Source organism: Variovorax sp. (assembly GCF_965279555.1).
Taxonomy (GTDB): Bacteria; Pseudomonadota; Gammaproteobacteria; order Burkholderiales; family Burkholderiaceae_C; genus Variovorax.
This window is the reverse complement of record NZ_OZ257247.1, coordinates 554,306-578,841: the sequence shown is the minus strand read 5'-3', so window position 1 is coordinate 578,841 and position 24,536 is coordinate 554,306. Positions and strand designations below refer to the sequence as shown.

At 66.1% G+C, this 24,536-nt stretch carries 24 protein-coding genes; 5 read left to right on the top strand and 19 right to left on the bottom strand.

Annotated features, from left to right (window positions below; all coding sequences use genetic code 11):
• Positions 1-46: 46 nt before the first annotated feature.
• The 19 genes from ACQY8B_RS02885 to serA all read right to left on the bottom strand — a co-directional run bounded on the left by ACQY8B_RS02885 (position 47) and on the right by serA (position 19,332).
• Complete coding sequence (locus ACQY8B_RS02885; RefSeq protein ID WP_422085314.1) at positions 47-244, bottom strand: CsbD family protein; 198 nt, start codon at positions 242-244, stop codon at positions 47-49.
• Between the two features lie 126 nt (positions 245-370).
• Complete coding sequence (locus ACQY8B_RS02880) at positions 371-1,192, bottom strand: DUF429 domain-containing protein (protein ID WP_422085313.1); 822 nt, start codon at positions 1,190-1,192, stop codon at positions 371-373.
• Between the two features lie 9 nt (positions 1,193-1,201).
• Positions 1,202-2,083 (bottom strand): EamA family transporter, encoded by an 882-nt coding sequence (locus tag ACQY8B_RS02875; RefSeq protein WP_422085312.1) that lies wholly within the window; start codon positions 2,081-2,083, stop codon positions 1,202-1,204.
• Positions 2,084-2,090: 7 nt separating this feature from the next.
• Positions 2,091-2,513: a BLUF domain-containing protein gene (locus ACQY8B_RS02870; protein WP_081266006.1), complete on the bottom strand. Its 423-nt coding sequence runs from the start codon at positions 2,511-2,513 to the stop codon at positions 2,091-2,093.
• 3 nt (positions 2,514-2,516) lie between these two features.
• Positions 2,517-3,248 carry a GTP cyclohydrolase I gene (gene folE, locus ACQY8B_RS02865; RefSeq protein ID WP_081266007.1) on the bottom strand — a complete coding sequence of 244 codons (732 nt, stop codon included), beginning with the start codon at positions 3,246-3,248 and terminating at the stop codon, positions 2,517-2,519.
• A 73-nt stretch (positions 3,249-3,321) separates the two neighbouring features.
• Complete coding sequence (locus tag ACQY8B_RS02860) at positions 3,322-4,104, bottom strand: endonuclease/exonuclease/phosphatase family protein (protein WP_422085311.1); 783 nt, start codon at positions 4,102-4,104, stop codon at positions 3,322-3,324.
• The gene (gene nudB, locus ACQY8B_RS02855) at positions 4,101-4,577 is read right to left on the bottom strand and encodes a dihydroneopterin triphosphate diphosphatase (protein ID WP_422085310.1); all 477 of its coding nucleotides are present in this window, start codon (positions 4,575-4,577) and stop codon (positions 4,101-4,103) included. The genes ACQY8B_RS02860 and nudB overlap by 4 nt, the downstream gene beginning before the upstream one ends.
• A gap of 7 nt (positions 4,578-4,584) precedes the next feature.
• On the bottom strand, positions 4,585-6,390 hold the full coding sequence (gene aspS, locus ACQY8B_RS02850) for an aspartate--tRNA ligase (RefSeq protein WP_422085309.1): 1,806 nt from the start codon (positions 6,388-6,390) through the stop codon (positions 4,585-4,587).
• Positions 6,391-6,427: 37 nt separating this feature from the next.
• Entirely contained in the window at positions 6,428-7,060 is a 633-nt protein-coding gene (locus ACQY8B_RS02845; protein ID WP_422085308.1) for a DUF502 domain-containing protein, read from the bottom strand.
• 9 nt (positions 7,061-7,069) lie between these two features.
• Entirely contained in the window at positions 7,070-7,405 is a 336-nt protein-coding gene (locus tag ACQY8B_RS02840; RefSeq protein WP_422085307.1) for an FmdB family zinc ribbon protein, read from the bottom strand.
• Between the two features lie 105 nt (positions 7,406-7,510).
• Complete coding sequence (locus tag ACQY8B_RS02835; RefSeq protein WP_422085306.1) at positions 7,511-8,962, bottom strand: sodium:solute symporter family protein; 1,452 nt, start codon at positions 8,960-8,962, stop codon at positions 7,511-7,513.
• A 13-nt stretch (positions 8,963-8,975) separates the two neighbouring features.
• Entirely contained in the window at positions 8,976-10,541 is a 1,566-nt protein-coding gene (gene ubiB, locus ACQY8B_RS02830) for a ubiquinone biosynthesis regulatory protein kinase UbiB (RefSeq protein WP_422085305.1), read from the bottom strand.
• Positions 10,538-11,107, bottom strand: coding sequence for a ubiquinone biosynthesis accessory factor UbiJ (locus ACQY8B_RS02825; RefSeq protein WP_422085304.1), 570 nt, complete (start codon positions 11,105-11,107; stop codon positions 10,538-10,540). Before ACQY8B_RS02825 ends, ubiB begins: the two co-directional genes overlap by 4 nt.
• A 156-nt stretch (positions 11,108-11,263) precedes the next feature.
• Positions 11,264-12,295, bottom strand: coding sequence for a Tim44 domain-containing protein (locus tag ACQY8B_RS02820; protein WP_422085303.1), 1,032 nt, complete (start codon positions 12,293-12,295; stop codon positions 11,264-11,266).
• Between the two features lie 32 nt (positions 12,296-12,327).
• Entirely contained in the window at positions 12,328-13,059 is a 732-nt protein-coding gene (gene ubiE, locus ACQY8B_RS02815) for a bifunctional demethylmenaquinone methyltransferase/2-methoxy-6-polyprenyl-1,4-benzoquinol methylase UbiE (RefSeq protein ID WP_422085302.1), read from the bottom strand.
• Positions 13,060-13,207: 148 nt separating this feature from the next.
• Positions 13,208-13,621 (bottom strand): gamma-butyrobetaine hydroxylase-like domain-containing protein, encoded by a 414-nt coding sequence (locus tag ACQY8B_RS02810; RefSeq protein ID WP_422085301.1) that lies wholly within the window; start codon positions 13,619-13,621, stop codon positions 13,208-13,210.
• Positions 13,621-14,067 (bottom strand): HIT family protein, encoded by a 447-nt coding sequence (locus ACQY8B_RS02805; RefSeq protein ID WP_422085300.1) that lies wholly within the window; start codon positions 14,065-14,067, stop codon positions 13,621-13,623. Before ACQY8B_RS02805 ends, ACQY8B_RS02810 begins: the two co-directional genes overlap by 1 nt.
• Complete coding sequence (locus ACQY8B_RS02800; RefSeq protein WP_422085299.1) at positions 14,064-17,942, bottom strand: DUF3683 domain-containing protein; 3,879 nt, start codon at positions 17,940-17,942, stop codon at positions 14,064-14,066. Before ACQY8B_RS02800 ends, ACQY8B_RS02805 begins: the two co-directional genes overlap by 4 nt.
• Before the next feature lie 160 nt (positions 17,943-18,102).
• Complete coding sequence (serA, locus tag ACQY8B_RS02795) at positions 18,103-19,332, bottom strand: phosphoglycerate dehydrogenase (RefSeq protein WP_422085298.1); 1,230 nt, start codon at positions 19,330-19,332, stop codon at positions 18,103-18,105.
• Positions 19,333-19,509: 177 nt separating this feature from the next.
• On the opposite strand from serA, the gene ugpB reads away from it, so the two are divergent.
• The 5 genes from ugpB (at position 19,510) to ugpQ (ending at position 24,523) form a co-directional block, all read left to right on the top strand.
• Complete coding sequence (gene ugpB / locus ACQY8B_RS02790) at positions 19,510-20,823, top strand: sn-glycerol-3-phosphate ABC transporter substrate-binding protein UgpB (RefSeq protein WP_422085297.1); 1,314 nt, start codon at positions 19,510-19,512, stop codon at positions 20,821-20,823.
• 130 nt (positions 20,824-20,953) lie between these two features.
• Positions 20,954-21,835 (top strand): sn-glycerol-3-phosphate ABC transporter permease UgpA, encoded by an 882-nt coding sequence (gene ugpA / locus ACQY8B_RS02785; RefSeq protein WP_422085296.1) that lies wholly within the window; start codon positions 20,954-20,956, stop codon positions 21,833-21,835.
• A gap of 48 nt (positions 21,836-21,883) precedes the next feature.
• Entirely contained in the window at positions 21,884-22,732 is an 849-nt protein-coding gene (gene ugpE / locus ACQY8B_RS02780; RefSeq protein ID WP_422085295.1) for a sn-glycerol-3-phosphate ABC transporter permease UgpE, read from the top strand.
• A gap of 18 nt (positions 22,733-22,750) precedes the next feature.
• Positions 22,751-23,758 carry a sn-glycerol-3-phosphate ABC transporter ATP-binding protein UgpC gene (ugpC, locus tag ACQY8B_RS02775; protein WP_422085294.1) on the top strand — a complete coding sequence of 336 codons (1,008 nt, stop codon included), beginning with the start codon at positions 22,751-22,753 and terminating at the stop codon, positions 23,756-23,758.
• Between the two features lie 3 nt (positions 23,759-23,761).
• The gene (gene ugpQ / locus ACQY8B_RS02770; protein ID WP_422085293.1) at positions 23,762-24,523 is read left to right on the top strand and encodes a glycerophosphodiester phosphodiesterase; all 762 of its coding nucleotides are present in this window, start codon (positions 23,762-23,764) and stop codon (positions 24,521-24,523) included.
• The last annotated feature ends 13 nt before the right edge of the window (positions 24,524-24,536 follow it).

Here is a 24,536-nt window from a genome sequence, read left to right as displayed (position 1 = left end):
GAAAAAAGGGCTGCGCGCACCCGGCGCACAGCCCTACATAGCGGGGTCAGAGCTTGTCGGCGCCCGACTTGATCGCGTCCTTGGTCTTTTCCTTCACGTCGCCGTAGGTCTTCTGCACCTTGCCGGCGGCCTGGTCGGCGAGGCCTTCGCCCTGGAGCTTTTCATTGCCGACGACCTTGCCGGCCGCTTCCTTGATCTTGCCCTTGGCTTCTTCGACGCGTCCTGCCACTTGGTCCTTGTTCATGTCGCTTCCTTCCTTTGAGGGTGGGTGAAATACCGTGGGCCGATATGACCCACTGATTTCAATCTAGGCGTTGGCCCGCGACCCCGGACGTGGCGGGAAGCCCGAAGCCATGTAGGACAACAAGGCTCAGGCGGAGACGATCCATCCTTCAAGAGGATCGACGCCCTGTGGCAGGCCGTGGCCAGGGCCCGTGCTGTCGGCGCGCTGCAGGCCCCATGCGGCCTGCAGAAGACACAGCACGGCGTCGATGTCGTCGCCGCGCGCATCGGCCATCAGCTCGGCGCGTTGCGACGCCGTGACGCCGAGCCGCAGGTCGAGCCGCGAGGTACCGGCTTCGAGCGCGGCCATCAGATCGATGCGCGCGGCAAGGCGCTCGGGCGTCTGCTTGCGCCGGTCGTCGCTCTTGTAGCTGCGGCGGCCGATCAACTCGCGCGCCAGCAGGCCGGGGTAAGCCTCCAGCGCGACGCGGCCTTCATGGCTGCCGGGGTGCAGCCCCGGAATCCGTGCCCCCGAAGCCAGGAGGCGCGGAACGCCTGCATGCAGCATGTACGCGACCGGCGGGTTGACCCACTTCATCGACGGGCTCGACCCCGCGGGCAGGTCGGCCGCGCGGTGCGCGAACTTGCCGCCGACTGGGCGGGACGCACAGAAAGCCGCGAAGGTGTCGCGGATCTGCGCGCGGCTCAGGCCGGCGTAATGCAGCATCAGCGGCTCCCATTGCAGCGGCCAGCCGAGGTGCTCGAGCAGCTCGCGCGGCAGGCTGAACGGAAAGTCGAACCCGCCGACCCAGGCGGGCGTGCTGCACAGCCAATCGCCCCAAGCGTCGAGCGAGGCAAAGCGCCGCAGGCCGTCGAGCACCACGACGCCACCCTCCTGCAGTTCACCGATGGCAACGACGATGGGCTTGCGCGCGGACGGCGCGCTCGAGAAATCGCAACCGAACAGCATCGCGCCGCCTCAGCCCAGCGCGAGGGCCACCACGCCGGCGGCGATGAACATCGCGCCCAGCAGCCGCAGCAGCCGGTCGCCTTCGCGCAGCAGGTGCCCGCCGATCAGCGCCGCGAACAGCATCGACACCTCGCGCGCGGGCGCGACGTGCGAGATCGGCGCCTGCTGCACGGCATAGAGCACCAGCACATACGACACCGGGCTGACCGCCGCCACCAGCAGCGCATATTTCCACTGCGAGCGCCACATTCGCGCGGTCGTGGACGGGTCCTTCAGCGCGACGGGCAGCAGCAGCACGATGCGCACGAGGTTGCCGAAGTAGTCCAGCAGGATCGGCGACATGGCGAGGAACTTGACCGCATAGCTGTCGGCCACCGTGTAGGCCGCGATGAAGCCGCCCGTCAGCACGCCGTAGCGAATGCCCTTGTGGACCCGCTCACGCTGTACCGGGTCATGCGCCTTGCGCCACAGCTTCGGGCCGCCCGCCACCAGGAAGACGCCGAGCACCACGCCCGCGATGCCCGCCACGCCCAGGAGGCTGATCTTTTCGCCCAGGAAGAGCACCGCCACCAGCGACGACAGCAGCGGCCCCGAGCCGCGCGCAAGCGGATAGACCACGGTCAGGTCCGACTTGCGGTAGCCGCGCAGCAGCACGACGAAATAGAAGATGTGCAGCACGCCGCTGAGCACGACGAAGCCCCACTCGGCCACGCCCCAGCCGGGCACCACGTTCCAGCCCAGCGTGATGCCCACCGGCGCCCAGATGAGCATGTTGAACACGCTGGTCTGGAAGCTGAAGCGCGAATCGCCGTTCGCCTTCTTGGCGACGATGTTCCAGCCGGCATGGATGATCCCGGCCAGCAGGATCAGCGCGAATGCGGAGAGCGGCACCCCTGGATCAGTGGCGGCCGACGATGGCGGCGGTGGCCATCAGTTCTTCGAGCAGCGCCAGCGAGACCTTGCCAGACACCGCGTAGGGGTTGAGTTCGGGTTTCTCGGAGTACTTCAGCAGCGTCGAGGCATTGAGCTTCGACAGGTTGACCTGCCCCATCGTCCAGCCGCCGAAGCGGCGTTCGGAGATTTCCTCGTAGTGCAGCAGCACCACGTCCTTGTGGCGTGCGTCGCGCTGGATATGTCCGTAGAGCTCGCTGATGGCCATGCGGCCACCCTCGATGGCCTGCAGGAAAGTGCCCGCGCCATAGCAGAGGATGCCGGTAATGCCGCAGGTGGTGTTGTGCGTGCGCGATTGCGCGAGGATCGACTCGATGGCCTGGGGGCTGGTGTCGACGGCGCGGCTGGCGTAGAGAAGTCGGACCAGCATGGCTCAGCTCTTTCGGGGAAGGAGAGAAAGGAATTCGCGGCGCAGGCTCGGGTCTTTGAGGAACACGCCGCGCATCACGGAGTTGATCATCTTGCTGTCCATTTCCTTGACGCCGCGCCAGGCCATGCAGAAATGCTCGGCTTCCATGACGAGGGCCAGGCCGTCCGGCTGGGTCTTTTCCTGGATCAGGTCGGCCAGTTGCACCACGGCTTCTTCCTGGATCTGGGGACGGCCCATGACCCATTCGGCCAGGCGCGCGTACTTCGACAGGCCGATCACGTTGGTGTGCTCGTTGGGCATCACGCCGATCCAGAGCTTGCCGATGATCGGGCAGAAGTGATGCGAGCAGGCGCTGCGCACGGTGATCGGGCCGACGATCATCAGCTCGTTCAGGTGCTCGGCGTTGGGGAATTCGGTGAGCGAGGGCGGCGCCACGTAGCGGCCGCGGAACACCTCGTTGACATACATCTTGGCGACGCGGCGCGCGGTGTTGTCGGTGTTGTGGTCGTTCTCGACGTCGATGACCAGGCTCTGGAGCACGCCCTTCATCTTGACCTCGACCTCGTCGAGCAACGCTTCCAGTTCGCCGGGCTCGATGAACTCGGCGATGTTGTCGTTGGCATTGAAGCGCTTGCGCGCGGCGGTGATGCGCTCGCGGATCTTGACGGAGACGGGCGTACCCTCGTCGTCGTCTTTTCGATCGGGAAGGGGTTCGACGTCGGTTTTCCTCAGCATGGCGGGGATCGTACCAGTGAATGGCTCCAGACATTCGGGGCCGCAACGCCCGTCCCTTCTTGGAGCGATGCTATCAATTAAGGAGCGTGAAATCGGCCACCAGCGGCAGGTGGTCGGACATGCGGGCCCAGATGGGACCGCGCGGCACCGTGCAGGCCAGCGGCTCCAGCCTGCGTCCATAGACGAAATCGAGCTGCGCCACCGGCAGGCGAGACGGGTAAGTGAGCGTGCGCGGACCGCGCAGGTCGCTGGTGTCGCGCAGGCCCATGGCGTTCATGGCGTAGCGCATGCGCGCGCCCCAGTCGTTGAAGTCGCCCGCCACCACCACGGCCTCGTCGGGCGGCACCTCGCGGTCGATGAACTCGCGCAAACGGGCGACCTGCCGCACCCGGCTGCCCTTGATGAGCCCCAGGTGCACCACGATGGCGTGCACACGCCGGCCCTCCACGTCGATCACCACGTGCAGAAGGCCGCGCTGCTCGAAACGGTGGTCGGAAATGTCCTGGTGGCTGGTGCGCAGCACCGGCCAGCGCGTCAGCAGCGCATTGCCGTGCTCGCCGTGGCGGGTGACGGCGTTGGTCTCGTAGACGGCGGTGTAGCCCTCGGGTGCGAGGAAATCGGCCTGCGGCAGTTCGGGCCAGTGCGCGAAGCGGGCTGCGGCCTGCCGGTTCATCTTGCGCACTTCCTGCAGGCAGACGATGTCGGCGTCGAGCTGCTCGATGGCATGGCCCAGGTTGTGGATCTCGAGCCTGCGCGCCGGTCCGATGCCCTGCACACCCTTGTGGATGTTGTAGGTCGCGACCCGGAGGCTTTGCGCTGGTGCTGCTGGTGCTGCTGGTGCTGCCGGCTGGTTCATCGCGCAAATTCTGGCAGCAACAGAATGGCTTCGGCGTTCGACGGGGAAAAACAGGCGTCCGCGGCTTGCTGGTAGGGCAGCCATTGCCACGCGGTGTGCTCGCGGGGCTCCAGCACCGGCACCAGCCGCTCGGGCACGCAGAGGCCGAACAGGTGCTCGGTGTTGTGCGTGACGCCGGGCGCGTAGCGGGAGCGCCAGCGGGGATAGATCTCGTAGACGTTGCGCAGCTGCCAGTCGACCAACTGCGAGGCCAGCGCCGTGCCTTCGCCGCACTGGATGCCGGTTTCCTCGGCCACCTCGCGCGCCGCTGTAAGCGCCAGCGGCTCGTCGGCCAGGTCCTTGCTGCCGGTGACCGACTGCCAGAAGTCGGTTTCGGCGTCCGCACGCCGGATCAGCAGCACATCGAGCGCCGGCGTGTGGATCACGACCAGCACCGACTCCGGGATCTTCCAGGGCCGGGGGCTGGTCGTCATGGCTGCGTCAAGCCGCCTGGGGCGTGTTCCGCAGCTTGATGTGCAGCTCGCGCAGCTGCTTCTCGTCGACCGGGCTCGGCGCCTGCGTCAGCAGGTCTTGCGCGCGCTGGGTCTTGGGGAAGGCGATCACGTCGCGGATCGATTCGGCGCCGGTCATCAGCATGACCAGGCGGTCCAGGCCGATGGCGATGCCGCCGTGCGGCGGGGCGCCGTACTGCAGCGCATCCAGCAGGAAGCCGAACTTGAGCTGCGCGTCCTCGGCGCTGATTTTCAGCGCGCGGAACACCTTGCTCTGCACTTCCTCGCGGTGGATACGCACCGAACCGCCGCCCATCTCGATGCCGTTGAGCACCATGTCGTAGGCCTTGGCGATGCACTTCTCGGGGGCGGTGTCCATGAGGTCTTCATGGCCGTCCTTCGGCGCGGTGAACGGGTGGTGCACGGCGCTCCAGCGCTGGCCTTCCTCGTCGAACTCGAACATCGGGAAGTCGACCACCCACAGCGGTGCCCAGCGGTCGTCGAACAGGCCGCTCTTCTTGCCGAAGGCGCTGTGGCCGATCTTGATGCGCAGCGCGCCGATGGCGTCGTTGACGACCTTTTCCTTGTCGGCGCCGAAGAACAGGATGTCGCCGTTGCGCGCACCCGTGCGGGCGATGATCTCGGCCAGCGCGTTGTCGTCGAGGTTCTTGACGATGGGGCTTTGCAGGCCTTCGCGGCCGGCTGCGGCGTCGTTGACCTTGATGTAGGCCAGGCCCTTGGCGCCGTAGATCTTGACGAATTCCTGGTACGCGTCGATTTCACCGCGCGACAGGCCGCCCTCGGCACCGCCGCCAGGCACGCGCAGCGCGACCACGCGGCCGCCGGCCATGGTGGCTGCGTTGGAGAACACCTTGAACTCCACGCGCTTCATCAGCTCGGTGAGTTCGGTGAACTCGAGCTTCACGCGCAGGTCGGGCTTGTCGGAGCCGTACTTGAACATCGCGTCCGCGTACGTCATGGTCGGGAACACCGGCAGATCGATGCCCGCCGCGTTGCGGAACACGTTGCGGATCATGCCTTCGAACATCTCGCGGATTTCTTCTTCGGCGAGGAAGGAGGTCTCGATGTCGATCTGCGTGAATTCGGGCTGGCGGTCGGCGCGCAGGTCTTCGTCGCGGAAGCACTTCACGATCTGGTAGTAGCGGTCGTAGCCGGCCACCATCAGCAACTGCTTGAACAGCTGGGGCGACTGCGGCAGCGCGAAGAAGCTGCCGTCATGCACGCGGCTGGGCACGAGGTAGTCGCGCGCGCCTTCGGGCGTGGACTTGCCGAGCATCGGCGTCTCGATGTCGATGAAGCCGTTGGCATCGAGGAACTTGCGGGTTTCCATCGTCACCTTGTAGCGCAGCATCATGTTGCGCTGCATGGCCGGGCGGCGCAGGTCGAGCACGCGGTGCGTGAGGCGGGTGGTCTCCGACAGGTTGTCGTCGTCCAGCAGGAACGGGGGCGTGACCGAGGGGTTCAGCACCTTCAGCTCGTGGCACAGCACTTCGATCTTGCCGCTCTTGAGCTGGTCGTTGGTCGTGCCTTCAGGGCGCGCGCGCACCAGGCCGGTGATCTGCACGCAGAACTCGTTGCGCAGGTTCTCCGCCACGGCAAAGGTGGAGGCACGATCCGGGTCGCACACCACCTGCACATAGCCTTCGCGGTCGCGCACGTCGACGAAGATCACGCCGCCGTGGTCGCGGCGACGGTTGACCCAGCCGCACAGGGTAACGGTTTGGCCCATCAGGGCTTCGGTCACGAGACCGCAATAGTGAGTACGCATGGCCATAGAGAGGACTTCCGGCGCCTTGGCGGCGCGTTCGTTTTTATGAGTTGGATGGCTTGGTCGCCAGCACGGCGGGGCCGCCGGGAACGACCACCCCCATCGAGACGATGTACTTGAGCGCTTCGTCCACGCTCATCTTGAGTTCGATGCAGTCGCTGCGCTTGAGCATCACGAAATAGCCGCCCGTGGGGTTGGGCGTGGTGGGCACGTAGACGCTGAGGAAGTCCTCGTTGCCCAGGTGCGCAGCCACTTCGTTGCCCGGCGCACCGGTCACGAAGGCGATGGTCCAGACGTTTTCGCGCGGCCACTGGATCAGCACTGCCGTGCGGAACGCATTGCCGTTCTCGGAGAACAGCGTGTCCGAGACTTGCTTGACGCTGGAATAGATGGAGCGCACGACCGGAATGCGGCGCACCACGGCGTCGCCCCAGCCGAGCAGGCGCTTGCCCACGAAGTTGCTGGCGATGGCGCCGACCACCAGCAGGATGGCCAGCGTGAGCAGCACGCCCAGCCCGCGGATGTTGTTGTCGTACAGCCAGCGCTGCCAGGCGCCGGGCAGCACCCAGAGCGTCTGGTCCAGCGTGTCGATGATCCACTTCAGCACCGCCAGGGTGATGAACAGCGGAACGATCACCAGCAAGCCGGAGAACAACCATTTGCGCAGGGCGAGCATGGCGGTCGATCAGTCGCTGCTTGCGGGGGCCGGCGCGGGCGCCGGGGCCGCAGGAGCGGGGCTCGGGGCGGCGGTGGGTGAGGACGCGGCCGGCGCGGAGTCGGCGGGCTTGGCACCGTCGCTCGAGGCGGGCGCCGTGGCGGGCTCGGACTTCTTGCCGCCGCCATCGCGGAAGTCGGTCACGTACCAGCCCGAGCCCTTGAGCTGGAAGCCGGCGGCGGTGACCTGTTTCTCGAACGCGCTCGCGCCGCACGCCGGGCACACCGTCAGGGGCGCGTCGGACATCTTCTGCAAAGCGTCTTTGGCAAAGCCGCAGGCGCTGCACTTGTAGGCGTAGATGGGCATGGGAAATCGGGTGGGGAAAAAGCGGCGCAGCTGCCGCTCGCAAAGCCCTCGATTATAGGGGCGCCCCCGCCAAAGAGGGCCCGGCATGGGCGCCGGGCCTCAGTCTCAAGCCGGTTCCGTGGCCAAAGGCCGATGCGGCGTGTGAGTGTCCACTAGCCATTGCGGCAGCAGCGAACCGGCCACCATGCCCGCGAACGAGCACAGCACGCCCGCCAGTTGCGCCGGAAACACAGCGCCCCAGGCCGGCACGGCCAGGAACAGCAGCCACACGCCGATGCCCAGCGCGATGGAGGCGATGGCGCCCTGCGTGGTGGCGCGGCGCCAGTAAAGGCCGCAGACCAGCGGCACGAAGGCACCCACCAGCGGCACTTGGTAGGCACCCGACACCAGTTCGTAGATCGGCGTGCCCTGCATGCGGATGGCATAGGCCAGCACCGCGGCGCTGAACAGCAGCACTGTGATGCGCATCGTCATGAGGTTCTGGCGGTCGGTGCCGGCCGGGCGGAACTGGCGCCAGATGTTCTCGGTGAAAGTGACGCTGGGCGCCAGCAAGGTGGCCGAGGCGGTCGACTTGATGGCCGACAGCAGCGCGCCGAAGAACAGCACCTGCATCACGAACGGCATCTTCTGCAGCACCAGCGTGGGCAGCACCTTCTGCGGATCTTCCTTGAGCAGCGTGGCGGTCTGCTCCGGCATGATCAGCAGTGCGCTGGCCACCAGGAACATCGGCACGAAGGCGAACAGGATGTACGCCAGGCCGCCGATGACCGGGCCGCGCGTGGCAGCCTTCACGCTGTTGGCCGACATCACGCGCTGGAACACGTCCTGCTGCGGAATGGAGCCGAGCATCATGGTGATGGCGGCCGCGAAGAAGAACACCATGTCGTGCCAGCTGGGCTCGGGCCAGAACTTGAACAGGTCCTTGCTGACCGCGAAGGCCACCACCTTGTCGGCGCCGCCGGCCATGGAGCCCGCGAACATGGCGATCACGGCCAGGCCGGCCACCAGGATGATCATCTGGATGAAGTCGGTCACGGCCACCGACCACATGCCGCCGAACAGCGTGTAGGCCAGGATCGAGATCACGCCGATCACCATGCCCATCGGGATGCTGATGACGCCGGCCGACAGCAGGTTGAACACCAGCCCCAGCGCCGTGACCTGCGCCGACACCCATCCCAGGTAGCTCAGCATGATGATCAGCGAACACGCCACTTCCACCGTGCGGCCATAGCGCTCGCGGTAGTAGTCGCTGATGGTCAGCAGGGTCATGCGGTAGAGCTTGCCCGCGAAGAACAGGCCCACCAGGATCAGGCAGGTGCCCGCGCCGAACGGGTCTTCGACCACGCCGTTGAGCCCGCCCTCGATGAACTTGGCCGGGATGCCGAGCACCGTTTCGGAGCCGAACCACGTGGCGAACGTGGTCGTGACGATCATGAACAGCGGCAGGTGCCGCCCGGCAATGGCGAAGTCGGTGGTGTTCTTCACCCGCTTGGCGGCGTAGAGGCCGATCGCGATGGTGACAAGCAGATAGACGATGACCAACGTCAGCAGCACGACGGAAACTCCTCTAGAACAGACGCACGCGCACCAGCAACTGCATGGCGAGCAACCCCAATACAAAACCTATGCCACCGTAGACGATGGTTTGTAACAACCGATTCGTGCGCTTCTGCTCGGCCAGCAGTTCGAGCAGCTCGCGGCGGTTGTCGGCGGGCCGATTTTCAAGGAAATCGTGCAGCAGCCGCGGCAATTGGGGCAGCAATTTGGCGTACCTGGGCGCTTCGGCCCTGAGCTGCTGGAACAGCTTCTTGGGGCCGATCTGGTCGACCATCCATTTTTCCAGGAAAGGCTTGGCGGTGGCCCAGAGATCCAGCTCGGGGTCGATGTTGCGGCCCAGTCCCTCGATGTTGAGCAGTGTCTTCTGCAGCAGCACCAGCTGCGGCTGGATCTCGACATGGAAGCGGCGCGAGGTCTGGAACAGGCGCATCAGCACCATGCCCAGCGAGATTTCCTTCAACGGCCGGTCGAAGTACGGCTCGCAGACAGTGCGGATGGCCGCCTCCAGCTCGTCGATGCGGGTGCCTACCGGCACCCATCCGCTTTCGAGGTGCAGCTCGGCCACGCGCTTGTAGTCGCGCCGGAAGAAGGCCACGAAGTTCTGCGCGAGGTATTCCTTGTCCGACTCGGTCAGCGTGCCGATGATCCCGAAGTCCAGCGAGATGTAGCGCCCGAAGGTCTCGGGCTCCAGGCTCACCTGGATGTTGCCGGGGTGCATGTCGGCATGAAAGAAGCCGTCGCGGAACACCTGCGTGAAGAAGATCGTGACGCCGTCGCGCGCCAGCTTGGGAATGTCGACGCCGGCCGCGCGCAGGCGGTCCATCTGCGCGATGGGCACGCCCTTCATGCGCTCCATCACGATGACCTCGGGATGGCAGAAGTCCCAGAACATCTCGGGGATCAGCACCAGGTCGAGCTCGGACATGTTGCGACGCAGCTGGGCCGCGTTGGCGGCCTCGCGCACCAGGTCGAGTTCGTCGTGCAGGTACTTGTCGAACTCGCCGACCACCTCGCGCGGCTTCAGGCGCTTGCCGTCCGCCGAAAGGCCTTCGACCCAGCCGGCCATCATGGCCATGAGCGCGAGGTCTTTCTCGATCACGCCGCGCATGTTGGGGCGCAGCACCTTGACCGCGACCTCGCGCAGTTCGCCGTCATTGGTGCGGATGGTCGCGAAATGCACCTGGGCGATCGATGCGCTGGCGATGGGCGTCTCGTCGAACTGCACGAACACGTCGCCCACCGGACGGCGGAACGCGCGCTCGATGGTGGCAATGGCAACCGCCGATGGGAACGGCGGCACGCGGTCCTGCAGGAAGGCCAGCTCGTCGGCGATGTCGGGCGGCAGCAGGTCGCGCCGGGTCGACAGCACCTGGCCGAACTTCACGAAGATGGGGCCCAGCCTCTCGAGCGCCTCTCGCAGCCGCTGGCCGCGCGGCGCGTCGAGGTTGCGGCCGAAGGACACGATGCGCGCGACCACGCGCAGCCAGGGCTTCTGGAAGCTCGTGAGCACGAGCTCGTCGAGGCCGTAGCGCAGCGCGACCCAGACGATGAACAAGCCGCGATAGAAGCGCCTCATTCGGCGTTGCTCGCCGAGCCGGTCGTCGAAGCGCCGGCGCGCGCCGTGCGGTCGCCGACGAACTGGCGCAGCGCGCCCGCCACGCGCCGCACGGCGTTGCCGAGCGTGTGCGCGGGCACGTCGCCGATCACGCGGGCAAGGTCGTCCTCGATGTCCCAGCGCACGTGATCGACCAGCCAGTTGACCTCGGCGGCCAGCTGCACGTCGCCGATGATCTGCACCGAGGGCTTGTCGCCGCGCAGCGTGGCGCGGGCGATGTCGAAGGGGGAGGCTTCGGTGACGGTGAGCGTGAGCTCGGGCACCGAACCTGCCGGGGCCAGGTCGAGCAGGCCGGCCGGCGTGGCCACCAGCTCCATGGTCACGAAGCGCCACTGGAAGCGCACCACACGCCCCTGCTGGCGCAGAAGCCGCTGCTGGGCTTCAGGCTCCTGCTGCAGCACGTGGTTCAGGAACAGGACCGCGCGGTGCTGGATCTCGTGGACTGCCCAGTCAGGCGGCTGGAGGCGTTCGCCGATGCGATTGAAGAGGTCGCCGAGAAAAGAAAAAGGGGACGATGGTGTGGCCATGGTCCCCATTATCCTGTCACTGCAGCGCCCCGCGACTCATGGACCGCATGCCCTTTTCCAGAAACACCGCAGAACCGGCTTTGCCGGGCTGCCGGTGTTGCCCCCGGCAGGGGGAAGGAGAAGCGACACGAAGTACACGAAGCCTGGGGGCGAGCTTTACTGCAGAGCCTGCACGCCGGCCACCAACCAGCCGCTGGTGCCGCTGATGGGCTTGGTCATGTTCCAGACTTCGCGGAACGGGCCGGGGCCTGCAGAGGCGTCTTCGCGGATCATGCCGGAGAACTCCACGCTGGCCATATAGGCGTCGGGCAGTTCCTCGATGCCGAGCAGCTTGGCGTCGAGCATCACGACCTCGGTCTTGTTCGATGCGCCACCGGTGTGGCTGGCACGATCGGCCAGCTGCGAGCGGATCTCGTCGACCATGCTGTCGGTCATCATGGAGCGCAGCATCGACACGTCGGCGCGGTCCCATGCGTCCTGCAGCGTCACGAAGTTGCGCTTGGCGGCACCGAGGAAGCCCTCGACGTCGAAGCCGGCGGGAATACCCCACGACTGCGAACCACCCAGTGCCGAGCCGATCATGCTGCCGCCGGCCGCCGCACCTGCCGCGGAAAGGCTGCTGCCGTGACCGGCCGCAGGCGTTGCGTCGAATGCGGTCGCATTGCGCTCCCATGGGCGCGCCGATGCATCGTTGCCCACGTTGGCCGGGCTGTACTGCACGGGTGCGCTGGCATTGCTCGGGCTGGCGCCCGCGCCCTGGAACGCGAAGCCGCCCTGGCGGCTGGCGCCCGAGGCCTGCTGCGAGCGCGCCTTGATCATGCGCCACACCACCACGCCTGCCAGCACGAGCAGGCCGATCAGCAGGATGTTGCCGAAGCCCGCGCCGAGGCCGAGCGAATGTGCGAGCCATGCGAGGCCCAGGCCGGCCGCTAGGCCGCCGAGCATTGCGCCCCAGGGGCGCTTCGGTGCAGCGGCCGCGGGAGCGGCGGCACCCGGCTTGGCCGCTGCTGCGTTGGACGCGCCTTGCTGCGCGGGTGCGCCGGGCGCTGCCGGCGGGGTGGCCTGGCGCTGCGTCACGTTGGACGACTGGCGTCCCACCGACTTGCCGCCACCCATGCGGGCAGCTTCGGCCTGGACACTGCCCAGTACCAGCGCGACCGCCAAGAACAAAGAACCCAAACTCTTCATGTCGTCTCCTCTTGAGCGAAAGATTCGCCTCATCAACATTTGATTCCAACATGGAGGGCAGCGATGCCCCCAGTCATGTTGTGATAGTCCACATGTCCGAAACCGCCCTCTTTCATGAGGGTCTTGAGCTCCTCTTGCGAGGGGTGCATCCGGATCGATTCGGCCAGGTAGCGATAGCTCGCGTCGTCGCCGGCCACGAGCTTGCCCAGGCGAGGCAGCACGTTGAAGGAGTACCAGTCGTAGGCCTTGGCCAGCGGCTTGGCGACCTTCGAGAACTCCAGCACGAGCAGCTTGCCGCGCGGCTTGAGCACGCGGTTCATTTCCTTGAGCGCGATGTCCTTGTGCGTCATGTTGCGCAGGCCGAAGGCCACCGTGACCACGTCGAAGTGGTTGTCGGGAAAAGGCAGCTTCTCGGCGTCGCAGACCATCGTGGGCAAAGACACGCCGGCGTCGAGCAGGCGGTCGCGGCCCGTGCGCAGCATGGCTTCGTTGATGTCGGTGTGGACCACCTGGCCGGAGGCGCCGACCTTCTTGGCGAAGGCCAGGGCGAGGTCGCCGGTGCCGCCCGCGATGTCGAGGACACGCGAGCCTTCGCCCACGTTCGCGACCATCACGGTATAGGCCTTCCATGCACGGTGCAGGCCCGCGGACATCAGGTCGTTCATGATGTCGTAGCGCGAGGCGACCGAGTCGAAGACGCCGCGTACGCGTTGCGCCTTCTCGCTTTCGTCGACTGTTTCGAAGCCGAAGTGTGTGGTGCTCATGCAACCGATGTTAGGCCGGAAGCCTTCACATCAAGCCGACGACCCCGCGCGCACGGCGGACATTTGTTGCTTTTTCCGCCCGCCCTTCATGAGGGTAGGGCTATCTTTTCAATAGCACCGCGCGGATTTTCGCGGCGATAGCGCGCACTCAGTGGCTGCTGCAGCCGTGTCCGCCCTGCTCGATCATCGGCGCGTCGCGATCGACGCCCGCCTCGGCCAGCCTGTGCTCGTACGCGGCCCACAGTTCGGCCTGCTTCGCGCCCAGTTCGTAGAGCAGGTCCCACGAGTAGATGCCGGTGTTGTGGCCGTCGCTGAAGGTCGGCTGCACTGCATAGTTGCCGACGGCCTCGAGGTCGACAAGCTCCACGTTGCGCTTGCCGGTCTGCAGGATTTCCTGGCCCGGGCCATGGCCCTGCACCTCGGCCGACGGCGAGTAGATGCGCATCAGCTCGAAGGGGATGCGAAAGCTCGCGCCGTCCGAGAAGCCCACCTCGAGCACGCGCGACTGGCCATGAACGGTGATCGATTGCGGCGTCGGTGCGCCCGGTTTCAAGCCTGCCATCAGAAACTCCTTGTACCCAGTCGCTCGATCATCGCAGCCTCCAGGGCCTGCAGCTGCGAGGCGATCTCCGCCTCATGTGCCGCATTGCGCTCGCGCTGCACCTGGGCCCACACGGAGCCGGGGAAATGGCTGTCGTCGGCAAAGCGCGCAATCACGTGCCAGTGCAGATGCGGCACCATGTTGCCGAGCGCGGCGATGTTCATCTTGGCCGGCTTGAGCCGCTCGCGCATGCACTGCTCGACCACGGTCACCGCCTCCATGCACAGCACGCGATCGGCTGCGTCCAGGTCGGAAAACTCTGCCGCATGGTCGCGCCAGATCACGCGATAGAAGGCCGGGAAGCCCGCCTCCTCCGCATGGATGACGCGCAGCTTCGCGCCCTCGAACACGAGGCGCCCGCCAGCGCCTTCGCAGAGCACGCAGCCTTGCTGCACCGCCCCCGTCATACCAGCACCCGCTCGATGCCGCCCTGGTTGGCGGCAGCCACGTAGGCCGGCATCCAGTCGGTGCCGAGGATCTTGTTGGCCATCTCGACCACGATGTAGTCGGCTTCGAGCAGGCCGTTGTTCAGGTCGTTGCCGTAGCGCGAGAGGCCCTGCAGGCAACTCGGGCAGCTGGTGAGGATCTTCACGTTGTCCTGTGCACCGACCTTGCCGGAGTCGCGCAACGCGGCCTCGCCCTTCTTCAGCTCTTCTTCCTTGCGGAAGCGGATCTGCGTGGAGATGTCGGGCCGCGAAACGCCCAGCGTGCCCGACTCGCCGCAGCAGCGGTCGTTCTTGAGCACGTTGTCGCCGACCAGCGCCTTCACGGTCTTCATCGGGTCCTGCTGCTTCATCGGCGAATGGCAGGGGTCGTGGTACAGGTAGCCGCCACCGCCGGCATCGGCCAGCGTGATGCCCTTCTCCAGCAGGTACTCGTGAATGTCGATGATGCGGCAGCCCGGGAAGATCTTGTCGAACTGGTAGCCCTGCAGCTGGTCGTAGCAGGTGCCGCAGCTCACCACCACCGTCTTGATGTCGAGGTAGTTGAGCGTGTTGGCCACGCGGTGGAAGAGCACGCGGTTGTCCGTGATCATCTTCTCGGCCTTGTCGAACTGGCCGCTGCCGCGTTGCGGATAGCCGCAGCACAGGTAGCCCGGCGGCAGCACCGTCTGCACGCCCGCGTGCCACAGCATGGCCTGCGTCGCCAGCCCCACCTGCGAGAACAGGCGCTCCGAACCGCAGCCCGGAAAGTAGAAGACGGCCTCTGTCTCGGAGGTGGTCGCCTTCGGGTTGCGGATGATCGGCACGTAGTCGGCATCCTCGATGTCGAGCAGCGCGCGCGCCGTCTGCTTCGGAAGGCCACCCGGCATCTTCTTGTTGATGAAGTGGACCACCTGCTCCTTGATCGGCGCCGCGCCCAGCGACGCCGGCGGTGCCGATGTCTGCTTCCTGGCAAGGCCGCGCAGCAGGTCGTTGGCCAGCCGCTGCGCCTTGAAGCCCACGCCCACCATGCCCGCGCGCATCATCTTGATGGTCTGCGGATTGGTCGCGTTGAGGAAGAACATCGCGGCCGCGTTGCCGGGCCTGAAGCTCTTCTGGCCCATCTTGCGCAGCAGGTTGCGCATGTTCATCGACACGTCGCCGAAGTCGATCTTCACCGGGCACGGCGTGAGGCACTTGTGGCACACGGTGCAGTGGTCGGCCACGTCCTCGAACTCTTCCCAGTGCTTGATGCTCACGCCGCGCCGCGTCTGCTCTTCGTAGAGGAAGGCCTCCACCAGCAGCGAGGTCGCGAGGATCTTGTTGCGCGGGCTGTAGAGCAGGTTGGCGCGCGGCACGTGCGTGGCGCACACGGGCTTGCACTTGCCGCAGCGCAGGCAGTCTTTCACGCTGTCGGCAATGGCGCCGATGTCGCTCTGCTGCATGATCAGCGACTCGTGGCCCATGAGGCCGAAGCTCGGCGTGTAGGCGTTGGTCAGGTCGGCATGCAGGGTCTCGACCTGGCCGGCGGGAGCGCGCAGCAGCTTGCCCTTGTTGAAGCGGCCTTCGGGGTCGACCCTGGCCTTGTACTCGGTGAACGGGCGCAGCTCTTCGTCGCTCAGGAACTCGAGCTTGGTGATGCCGATGCCGTGCTCGCCAGAGATCACGCCGTCGAGGCTGCGTGCCAGCGCCATGATGCGCACCACCGCGGCATGCGCGGTCTGCAGCATCTCGTAGTTGTCGCTGTTGACCGGGATGTTGGTGTGCACGTTGCCGTCGCCCGCGTGCATGTGCAGCGCGACCCACACGCGGCCCTTGAGCACGCGCTTGTGGATGGCCGTGCATTCGGCCAGGATCGGCGCGAACTCGGCGCCCGAGAAAATCTCCTGCAGCGGCTGGCGCAGCTGCGTCTTCCAGCTCGCGCGCAGGGTGTGGTCCTGCAGCTGCGCGAACTGCGCGTCGACATTGCTCAGCCAGCCGGCCCACAGCGCGCGCACCTCGTGCACCAGCGCCACGGCCTGAGCCACGCGGTCTTCGAGCAGCTCGGCCGCGGGAATCTCGTGCGCGTCGTCGGTCTTGCCCAGCGGCAGGTTGCCGCGGGTGAGGAATGCTTCGAGCTCGTCGGTCAGCGCGAGCTTGTTCTGCAGCGACAGCTCGATGTTGATGCGCTCGATGCCGTCGCTGTACTCGGCCATGCGCGGCAGCGGGATCACCACGTCTTCGTTGATCTTGAAAGCGTTGGTGTGCTTGCTGATGGCGGCCGTGCGCTTGCGGTCGAGCCAGAACTTCTTGCGCGCCTCGGGGCTGATGGCGATGAAGCCTTCGCCGCTGCGCGAATTGGCGATGCGCACCACTTCCGAGGTGACACGGGCCACCGCATCGGCGTCGTCGCCGGCGATGTCGCCGAACAGCACCATCTTCGGCAGGCCACCATGCTTCTTCGACTTGGTGGCATAGCCCACGGCCTTCAGATAGCGGTCGTCAAGGTGCTCCAGGCCGGCCAGCAGCACGCCCGAGCGCTTCTGCTCGGCGAACATGAAGTCCTTGATCTCGACGATGCTGGGCACCGCGTCCTTGGCGTTGCCGAAGAATTCGAGGCAGACGGTGCGGGTGTGCGCCGGCATGCGGTGCACCACCCAGCGGCAGCTGGTGATGAGGCCGTCGCAGCCCTCTTTCTGGATGCCCGGCAGGCCGGAGAGGAATTTGTCGGTCACGTCCTTGCCGAGGCCTTCCTTGCGGAAGGTGCGCCCCGGGATGTCCAGGCGCTCGGTGCGCAGCTTCGTCTTGCCGTCGGCCGCGTAGTACTGCAGCTCGAACACGGCGTTTTCGGCGTCGTGGATCTTGCCGAGGTTGTGGCCGATGCGCGTGACTTCGAGCCATTCGGCCTGCGGCGTCACCATGCGCCACGAGGCGAGGTTGTCGAGCGCCGTGCCCCAGAGCACGGCCTTCTTGCCGCCCGCGTTCATGGCGACGTTGCCGCCCACGCACGAGGCTTCCGCCGAGGTCGGATCGACCGCGAACACGAAGCCCGCGCGCTCGGCCGCGTCGGCCACGCGCTGAGTGACCACGCCGGCCTCTGTCCAGATGGTGGGCACGGGCGCCTCGAGGCCGGGCAGCGACACATGCTCGACCTCGGTCATCGCCTCGAGCTTCTCGGTGTTGATGACCACGCTCTTCCAGGTCAGCGGAATGGCGCCGCCGGTGTAGCCGGTGCCACCCCCGCGCGGGATGATGGTCAGGCCCAGCTCGATGCAGCCCTTGACCAGCAGCGCCATCTCGGCCTCGGTGTCGGGGCACAGCACGACGAAGGGGTACTCCACGCGCCAGTCGGTGGCGTCCGTCACATGAGACACGCGCGACAGGCCGTCGAACTTGATGTTGTCCTTGGCCGTAAGCCGGCGCAGCACCCGCGTGGCCTTGCGGCGCATGGCGGCAACGTCGCGGAACCGGGTGTCGAAGGCCGCCACAGCGTCGCCCACCAGGCCGGTGAGCTCGCCCACGAGCTGGTCGCGCGGCAGGTCGCTGTCGGGGGTGCGGCGCTTTTGCACTTCGGCCAGGCGGTGCTTCAGGGCATCGACCAGCTGGCCGCGCCGGCGCGGGTTGTCGAGCAGGTCGTCGACGAGGTAGGGGTTGCGCTGCACGACCCAGATGTCGCCCAGCACCTCGTAGAGCATGCGCGCCGATCGGCCGGTGCGGCGCTCGGCGCGCAGGGTCTGGAGCAGGTCCCAGCCGCGTTCGCCGAGCAGGCGAATCACGATCTCGCGGTCGGAGAAACTGGTGTAGTTGTACGGGATCTCGCGCAGTCGCACAGGCTCTGCGGCCTGTGACAACAGCGTATTCAACGCGGTCGGAGCATTCATCGGGGTGGCGCCTCGGCCAGGCGCTGCGCGCCCATTCAGCCGGGCCGGAGATTTTAGGGCAGCGACTGGGGTCTTGCCGCGTGGTCCTTGCTGCGGCCTGGTGCCAGGCGCGGCGTTGGTGGCGGCGCCCCAGCCCCCCACGCCCCCGGAAGACTCGGATTCAGAACAGCACGCGGCTGCGGATGGTGCCGTTCACCTTGGCCAGCTTCTCCAGCGCCAGGTCGGACGAAGCGGCATCGATGTCCATCACCACGTAGCCGACCTTCTCGTTGGTCTGCAGGTACTGCGAGGCGATGTTGATGTTGTTGTCGGAGAAGATCTTGTTGATCTCGGACAGCACGCCCGGCACGTTCCTGTGGATGTGCAGCAGCCGGTGCTTGCCGGGGTGCGCGGGCAGCGCCACCTCGGGGAAGTTGACCGACGAGATAGAGGTGCCGTTGTCGCTGTACTTGACCAGCTTCTCGGCCACTTCGCCGCCGATGTTGGCCTGCGCCTCCATGGTCGAGCCGCCGACGTGCGGGGTCAGGATCACGTTGTCCAGGCCGCGCAGCGGGGACACGAACTCGTCCTTGTTGCTGCCCGGCTCGACCGGGAACACGTCGATGGCGGCGCCCCAGAGCTTCTTGGCCTTGATGGCGCTGGCCAGGGCATCGATTTCGACCACGGTGCCGCGCGCGGCGTTGATCAGGATGCCGCCCGGCTTCATGGCGGCGATTTCGGCCTCGCCGATCATCCACTTGGTGGAGGGCAGCTCGGGCACGTGCAGTGTCACGATGTCGCTCTGCGCCAGCAGGTCGTGCAGCTTGGGCACCTGGCGGGCATTGCCCAGCGGCAGCTTGCTGACCACGTCGTAGAACGCCACGTGCATGCCCAGCGCCTCGGCCAGCACGGAAAGCTGGGTGCCGATGGAGCCGTAGCCCACGATGCCGAGCGTCTTGCCGCGGATTTCGTGCGAATTGACGGCCGATTTGAGCCAGCCGCCGCGGTGCGCCAGGGCATTTTTCTCCGGGATGCCGCGCAGCAGCAGGATTGCCTCGGCCAGCACCAGTTCGGCCACCGAGCGGGTGTTGGAGTAGGGAGCGTTGAAAACCGCCACGCCGCGCTCGCGGGCGGCGTCCAGATCGACCTGGTTGGTGCCGATGCAGAAGCAGCCCACCGCCACCAGCTTGGGCGCGGCCGACAGCACGTCGGCCGTGAGCTGGCTTTGCGACCGGATGCCCAGGAAGTGCACGTCGGCCAGCTTGGCCTTGAGCTCTTCGCCCTGCAAGGCCTTGGGCAGGGTCTCGATCTGACTGTAGCCAGCCTCGCGGATCACCTCGATGGCCGAAGGATGAATGCCCTCAAGAAGAAGGAACTTGATCTTGCTTTTGTCGAGAGAGGTTTTGCTCATCCTCGAAGGCTAGCATGGTGCAGCGCAGCAAGCCGATGCACCAGACAGGAGCGCGGATGGTCAAAAGGGTTTCCCCGGTTTGAGTGAAATCGCGTTCATGCGAAAACAATCGCCGCGAAACGTTCATATTCGTAACCTAATATCGCGGGTTTCTCAAACCCCTCAGGAGTTTTCTTCATGCGCTTCAAGACGCTCGCCATCGCTTCGGCGCTGGCCACCTCGCTGGTGATGCCAGTTCTCGCCCAGGCCCAGACTGAAATCCAGTGGTGGCATTCGATGGATGGCGCCCTGAACGACTGGGTCAACGACCTGGCCAAGCAGTTCAACGAGAGCCAGAAGGACTACAAGGTCGTTCCCACCTACAAGGGCGAATACGACCAGTCCATGGCCGCCGGCATTGCCGCCTTCCGCTCGGGCAACGCGCCCGACATCCTCCAGGTGTTCGAAGTGGGCACCGCCACCATGATGTACTCCAAGGGCGCCATCAAGCCCGTGGCCGACGTCATGAAGGAAGGCGGCCAGAAGTTCGACCCCAAGGCCTACATTCCCGCCGTGGCCGGCTACTACACGGCCCCCAACGGCCAGATGCTGTCGTTCCCGTTCAACAGCTCGACCACCGTGTTCTATTACAACAAGGACGCCTTCAAGACCGCCGGCCTGGACCCCGAAAAGGCCCCCGCCACCTGGCCTGAAGTCGTTGCGGCCGCCGCCAAGCTCAAGGCCAGCGGCAACCAGTGCCCGTTCACCACCTCGTGGATGAGCTGGGCCCAGCTCGAGAGCTTCTCGGCCTGGCACAACACCTCGTACGCCACCAAGAACAACGGCTTCGGCGGCCTCGACGCCCGCCTGGAATTCAACTCGCCGCTGCACGTCCGTCACTTCGAGAACCTGGCCAACATGTCCAAGCAGGGCCTGTTCGTCTACAAGGGCCGCGCCAGCAAGCCCATCACCTCGTTCACCTCGGGTGAATGCGCAATGTTCATCGGCTCGTCCGGCAGCTACGCCAGCGTGAAGCGCGACGCCAAGTTCAAGTTCGCCGAGTCGGCGCTGCCGTACTACCCGGACGTGCAGGGCGCGCCCCAGAACACCATCGTCGGTGGCGCCAGCCTGTGGGTGATGTCGGGCAAGCCGGCCGCCAACTACAAGGGCGTGGCCGCGTTCTTCAGCTTCCTGTCGAGCCCCAAGGTCCAGTCCGAGAGCCACATGCGCACCGGCTACCTGCCGATCACCATGGCTTCCTATGAGCTGACCGAGAAGACCGGCTTCTACAAGGAAAACCCGGGCACCGACGTGGCCGTGAACCAGATGATCAAGAAGACCACCGACAAGTCGCGTGGCGTGCGCCTGGGCAACCTGCCCCAGATCCGCGCGATCGAAGACGAGGAAACCGAGCTGATCTGGACCGGCAAGAAGACCCCGAAGGAAGCCCTGGACAGCGCCGTCAAGCGCGGAAACGAACTTTTGGTGAAATTCCAGGCCGCAAACAAGTAAGCTCTGCACCCGGCGAATCGGCGCGAACGAATGTTCGTTTCGGTTCGTTTTAACATCGCAAGCCAGCCTGCCCCCGTGCAGTGCTGGCTGTTTGCTTATTTAGTGTGTCTGTGACCTGAACGTCCCTCCCATGGAAAAACGCGTCCTCTTCCGCTCGAGCTGGCTGCCCTGGGCTTTACTCGCCCCGCAGCTGATCATCGTCGGCGTCTTCTTTTTCTGGCCCGCCGGCCAGGCGCTGGTGCAATCGCTGCAGCAGCAGGATGCCTTCGGCAACTCGGTCACATGGGTCGGCCTCGACAACTTCGTGACGCTGTGGAACGACAGCACCTACATGGCGTCGTTCCAGACCACGCTGATCTTTTCGACGCTGGTGACGGTGCTGGGCCTGGCCATCGCGCTGGTGCTGGCCGTCTTTGCCGACCGCGTGGTGCGTGGCTCGCGCTTCTACCGCAGCGTGCTGATCCTGCCGTACGCGGTGGCGCCGGTCGTCACCGGCCTGCTGTGGTCGTTCATGTTTTCCTCGTCGATCGGCATCGTCGCCTACTGGCTCAAGAAAATGGGCTTCAGCTGGAACCACCTGCTCAACGGCGGCGACGCGATGGCGCTGGTCGTGATGGCGGCGGTCTGGAAGCAGATCTCGTACAACTTCCTGTTCTTCCTGGCAGGCCTGCAGTCGATCCCCAAGTCGCTGATCGAGGCCGCGGCCATCGACGGCGCGCGCCCGATGCGCCGCTTCTGGACCATCCAGTTCCCGCTCCTCACGCCCACCACCTTCTTCCTGCTGGTGATCAACATGGTGTACGCCTTCTTCGACACCTTCGCGATCATCGACGCCACCACGCAGGGCGGTCCCGGCAAGGACACCGCCACGCTGGTCTACCGCGTGTACTTCGACGGCTTCCGCGGCATGGACTTCGGCGGCGCGGCCGCGCAGTCGGTGGTGCTGATGGCCATCGTCATCTGTCTCACGGTGCTGCAGTTCCGCTACGTCGAAAAGAAGGTGCAGTACTGATGACCTACTCCCTCATGCAACTCACTCTCCAAGCCACGGAGGCCCGCCATGGTTGAGCGCCGCCCCTCCCTCGGCATCCTCGCGCACGCGATCATGATCATCGGCGTGCTGCTGGTGGTCTTCCCGATCTACCTGGCCTTCGTCGCCTCCACGCACACGCCGCAGGAAATCATGCAGGCGCCGATGCCGATCCTGCCCGGCGCCAATTTCTGGGAAAGCTACAAGGCCGCGCTGACCGGCGGCGGGCGCACCAGCACCAACGTGTCGGTGGCCCGCATGATCTGGGTCAGCACGGTCATCACCTTCATCATCACCTTCGGCAAGATCAGCATCTCGCTGCTGTCGGCCTTCGCGGTGGTGTACTTCCGCTTCCCGCTGCGCAGCCTGTGCTTCTGGCTGATCTTCATCACGCTGATGCTGCCGGTCGAAGTGCGCATCGGCCCGACCTACCAGGTGGTTGCCAGCCTGGGCATGATCAACACCTTCGCCGGGCTCTCGGTGCCGCTGATCGCCTCGGCCACGGCCACCTTCCTGTTCCGCCAGTTCTTCCTGACGGTACCCGACGAGCTTGTGGAAGCCGCCCGGGTGGACGGCGCCGGCGCGATGCGCTTCTTCAAGGACATCCTGCTGCCGCTGTCGAAGACCAGCATCGCGGCGCTGTTCGTGATCCAGTTCATCTACGGCTGGAACCAGTACCTCTGGCCGCTGATCGCCGCGACCAGCGAGAACATGTACCCGATCGTGGTCGGCATCAAGGCCATGACCGGCAACGGCGAATCGCCGGTGGACTGGAACGTGGTCATGGCCACCGCCGTCCTGGCCATGCTGCCGCCTGGCATCGTGGTGGTGCTGATGCAGAAGTGGTTCGTCAAGGGCCTGGTAGATACCGACAAATAAACGCAGAACGAACGAAACATGGCTGCTCTCTCTCTACGCAACGTCATCAAGCGCTACGGCCACGGGCCGAAAGCCAACCAGGTCATCCACGGTGTGAGCGCCGAGATCGCCGACCACGAATTCATCGTCATCGTCGGCCCCTCGGGCTGCGGCAAGTCGACGCTGCTGCGCATGGTGGCCGGGCTCGAGGAAATCTCGGCCGGTGAAATCTCCATCGGCAATCGCGTGGTGAACAACCTCGAACCGTCCGAGCGCGACATCGCGATGGTGTTCCAGAACTACGCGCTCTACCCGCACATGACGGTGTTCGCCAACATGGCCTACGGCCTGAAGATCCTCAAGGTGCCGGTGCCCGAGATCAAGGCGCGCGTCGACAAGGCCGCGAAGATCCTCGAGCTGGGCCACCTGCTCGAGCGCAAGCCGCGCGAACTCTCCGGCGGCCAGCGCCAGCGCGTGGCCATGGGCCGCGCCATCGTGCGCCAGCCGCAGGTGTTCCTGTTCGACGAGCCGCTGTCGAACCTCGACGCCAAGCTGCGCGCACAGACCCGCCTGGAAATCCAGAAGCTGCACCGCGAGCTCGGCATCACCTCGCTGTTCGTCACGCACGACCAGGTCGAGGCCATGACGCTGGCGCAGCGCATCATCGTGATGAACGGCGGCGTGATGGACCAGTTCGCTACGCCCGAGGAGGTGTACAACCGCCCCGCCACCACCTTCGTGGCCAGCTTCATCGGCTCGCCGCCCATGAACCTGCTCAAGCACGCGCCGGGCGTGCGCCCGGGCCAGATCCTGGGCATCCGCCCCGAGCACATGAAGCTCGACGAAAGCGGCTGGTCGGTGCAGGTCGAGCAGGTCGAGCTGCTGGGCGCCGAGCGCCTGGTGTACGGCCGCATCGGCGACGAGCAGATCATCATGCGCACCGACGAAGGCGACCGCCCGCCGGTGGCCGGCGACACGGTGAAGATCGCCGCGCGCGAAGAAAAGCTGCATTGGTTCGACGCCGGCTCCGGCAAACGCGCTGATTGACCGATGACCGCGCTGAAGCCCTGGCCCTACCCCCGCTGGCCCTACCCCCGCTGGGTCGCCCACCGCGGCGCCGGCAAGCTGGCGCCTGAAAACACGCTGGCCGCCTTCAAGCTGGGCGCGGCCCACGGCTATCGCATGTTCGAGTGCGACGCCAAGCTCAGCGCCGACGGCGTGCCCTTCCTGATGCACGACGCCAAGCTCGACCGCACCACCAGCGGCCGCGGCATCGGCGGCGAGCAGCCCTGGAGCGCGCTGTCTCAGCTCGACGCCGGCAGCTGGCATTCGCGCGGCTATGCAGGGGAGCCGTTGCCCACGCTGCAGAACATCGCGCGCTTCTGCCGGGCCAACGGCCACCTGCTGAACATCGAGATCAAGCCGACGCCGGGCGTCGAGCGCGAGACCGGCGAAGTGGTGGCGCGCGAAGCCGCTCGCCTGTGGCAGGGCGCGGCCGTGCCGCCGCTGCTCACCTCGTTCCAGGTCGATTCGCTGAGAGGCGCGCAGGCGGCCCAGCCCGAGCTGCCGCGCGGCCTGCTGCTCGACTCGCTCCGCAAGGGCTGGCTCGAAGACGCCCGGCAGCTCGGCTGCGTGGCGATCGTCTGCAACCATGCGCTGTGGGACGCCGACGTGGTGGCACAGGTGCACGGCGCCGGCATGCGCGCCCTGAGCTACACGGTGAACGACGAGTGGGCCGCGCAGCGGCTGATCGACCTCGGCACCGACGGCATCATCACCGACCGGGTCGACCTCTTTCCTCCGGCCGGCTGAGGCTGCATTTCTT

What these genes read in the sequence shown, in the direction of transcription:
- ACQY8B_RS02810 (WP_422085301.1), bottom strand. Translation starts at nt 13,621, where the DNA reads ATGGCAGGCTTGAAACCGGGCGCACCGACGCCGCAATCGATCACCGTT.
- folE (WP_081266007.1), bottom strand. Translation starts at nt 3,248, where the DNA reads ATGCTGAGGAAAACCGACGTCGAACCCCTTCCCGATCGAAAAGACGAC.
- ACQY8B_RS02880 (WP_422085313.1), bottom strand. Translation starts at nt 1,192, where the DNA reads ATGCTGTTCGGTTGCGATTTCTCGAGCGCGCCGTCCGCGCGCAAGCCC.
- nudB (WP_422085310.1), bottom strand. Translation starts at nt 4,577, where the DNA reads ATGACGACCAGCCCCCGGCCCTGGAAGATCCCGGAGTCGGTGCTGGTC.
- ACQY8B_RS02860 (WP_422085311.1), bottom strand. Translation starts at nt 4,104, where the DNA reads ATGAACCAGCCGGCAGCACCAGCAGCACCAGCAGCACCAGCGCAAAGC.
- ACQY8B_RS02885 (WP_422085314.1), bottom strand. Translation starts at nt 244, where the DNA reads ATGAACAAGGACCAAGTGGCAGGACGCGTCGAAGAAGCCAAGGGCAAG.
- ACQY8B_RS02820 (WP_422085303.1), bottom strand. Translation starts at nt 12,295, where the DNA reads ATGAAGAGTTTGGGTTCTTTGTTCTTGGCGGTCGCGCTGGTACTGGGC.
- ACQY8B_RS02805 (WP_422085300.1), bottom strand. Translation starts at nt 14,067, where the DNA reads ATGACGGGGGCGGTGCAGCAAGGCTGCGTGCTCTGCGAAGGCGCTGGC.
- ACQY8B_RS02870 (WP_081266006.1), bottom strand. Translation starts at nt 2,513, where the DNA reads ATGCTGGTCCGACTTCTCTACGCCAGCCGCGCCGTCGACACCAGCCCC.
- ACQY8B_RS02825 (WP_422085304.1), bottom strand. Translation starts at nt 11,107, where the DNA reads ATGGCCACACCATCGTCCCCTTTTTCTTTTCTCGGCGACCTCTTCAAT.
- serA (WP_422085298.1), bottom strand. Translation starts at nt 19,332, where the DNA reads ATGAGCAAAACCTCTCTCGACAAAAGCAAGATCAAGTTCCTTCTTCTT.
- ugpC (WP_422085294.1), top strand. Translation starts at nt 22,751, where the DNA reads ATGGCTGCTCTCTCTCTACGCAACGTCATCAAGCGCTACGGCCACGGG.
- ACQY8B_RS02845 (WP_422085308.1), bottom strand. Translation starts at nt 7,060, where the DNA reads ATGCTCGCCCTGCGCAAATGGTTGTTCTCCGGCTTGCTGGTGATCGTT.
- ugpQ (WP_422085293.1), top strand. Translation starts at nt 23,762, where the DNA reads ATGACCGCGCTGAAGCCCTGGCCCTACCCCCGCTGGCCCTACCCCCGC.
- ubiE (WP_422085302.1), bottom strand. Translation starts at nt 13,059, where the DNA reads ATGAGCACCACACACTTCGGCTTCGAAACAGTCGACGAAAGCGAGAAG.
- ugpE (WP_422085295.1), top strand. Translation starts at nt 21,884, where the DNA reads ATGGTTGAGCGCCGCCCCTCCCTCGGCATCCTCGCGCACGCGATCATG.
- ACQY8B_RS02840 (WP_422085307.1), bottom strand. Translation starts at nt 7,405, where the DNA reads ATGCCCATCTACGCCTACAAGTGCAGCGCCTGCGGCTTTGCCAAAGAC.
- ubiB (WP_422085305.1), bottom strand. Translation starts at nt 10,541, where the DNA reads ATGAGGCGCTTCTATCGCGGCTTGTTCATCGTCTGGGTCGCGCTGCGC.
- ugpA (WP_422085296.1), top strand. Translation starts at nt 20,954, where the DNA reads ATGGAAAAACGCGTCCTCTTCCGCTCGAGCTGGCTGCCCTGGGCTTTA.
- ACQY8B_RS02800 (WP_422085299.1), bottom strand. Translation starts at nt 17,942, where the DNA reads ATGAATGCTCCGACCGCGTTGAATACGCTGTTGTCACAGGCCGCAGAG.
- aspS (WP_422085309.1), bottom strand. Translation starts at nt 6,390, where the DNA reads ATGGCCATGCGTACTCACTATTGCGGTCTCGTGACCGAAGCCCTGATG.
- ugpB (WP_422085297.1), top strand. Translation starts at nt 19,510, where the DNA reads ATGCGCTTCAAGACGCTCGCCATCGCTTCGGCGCTGGCCACCTCGCTG.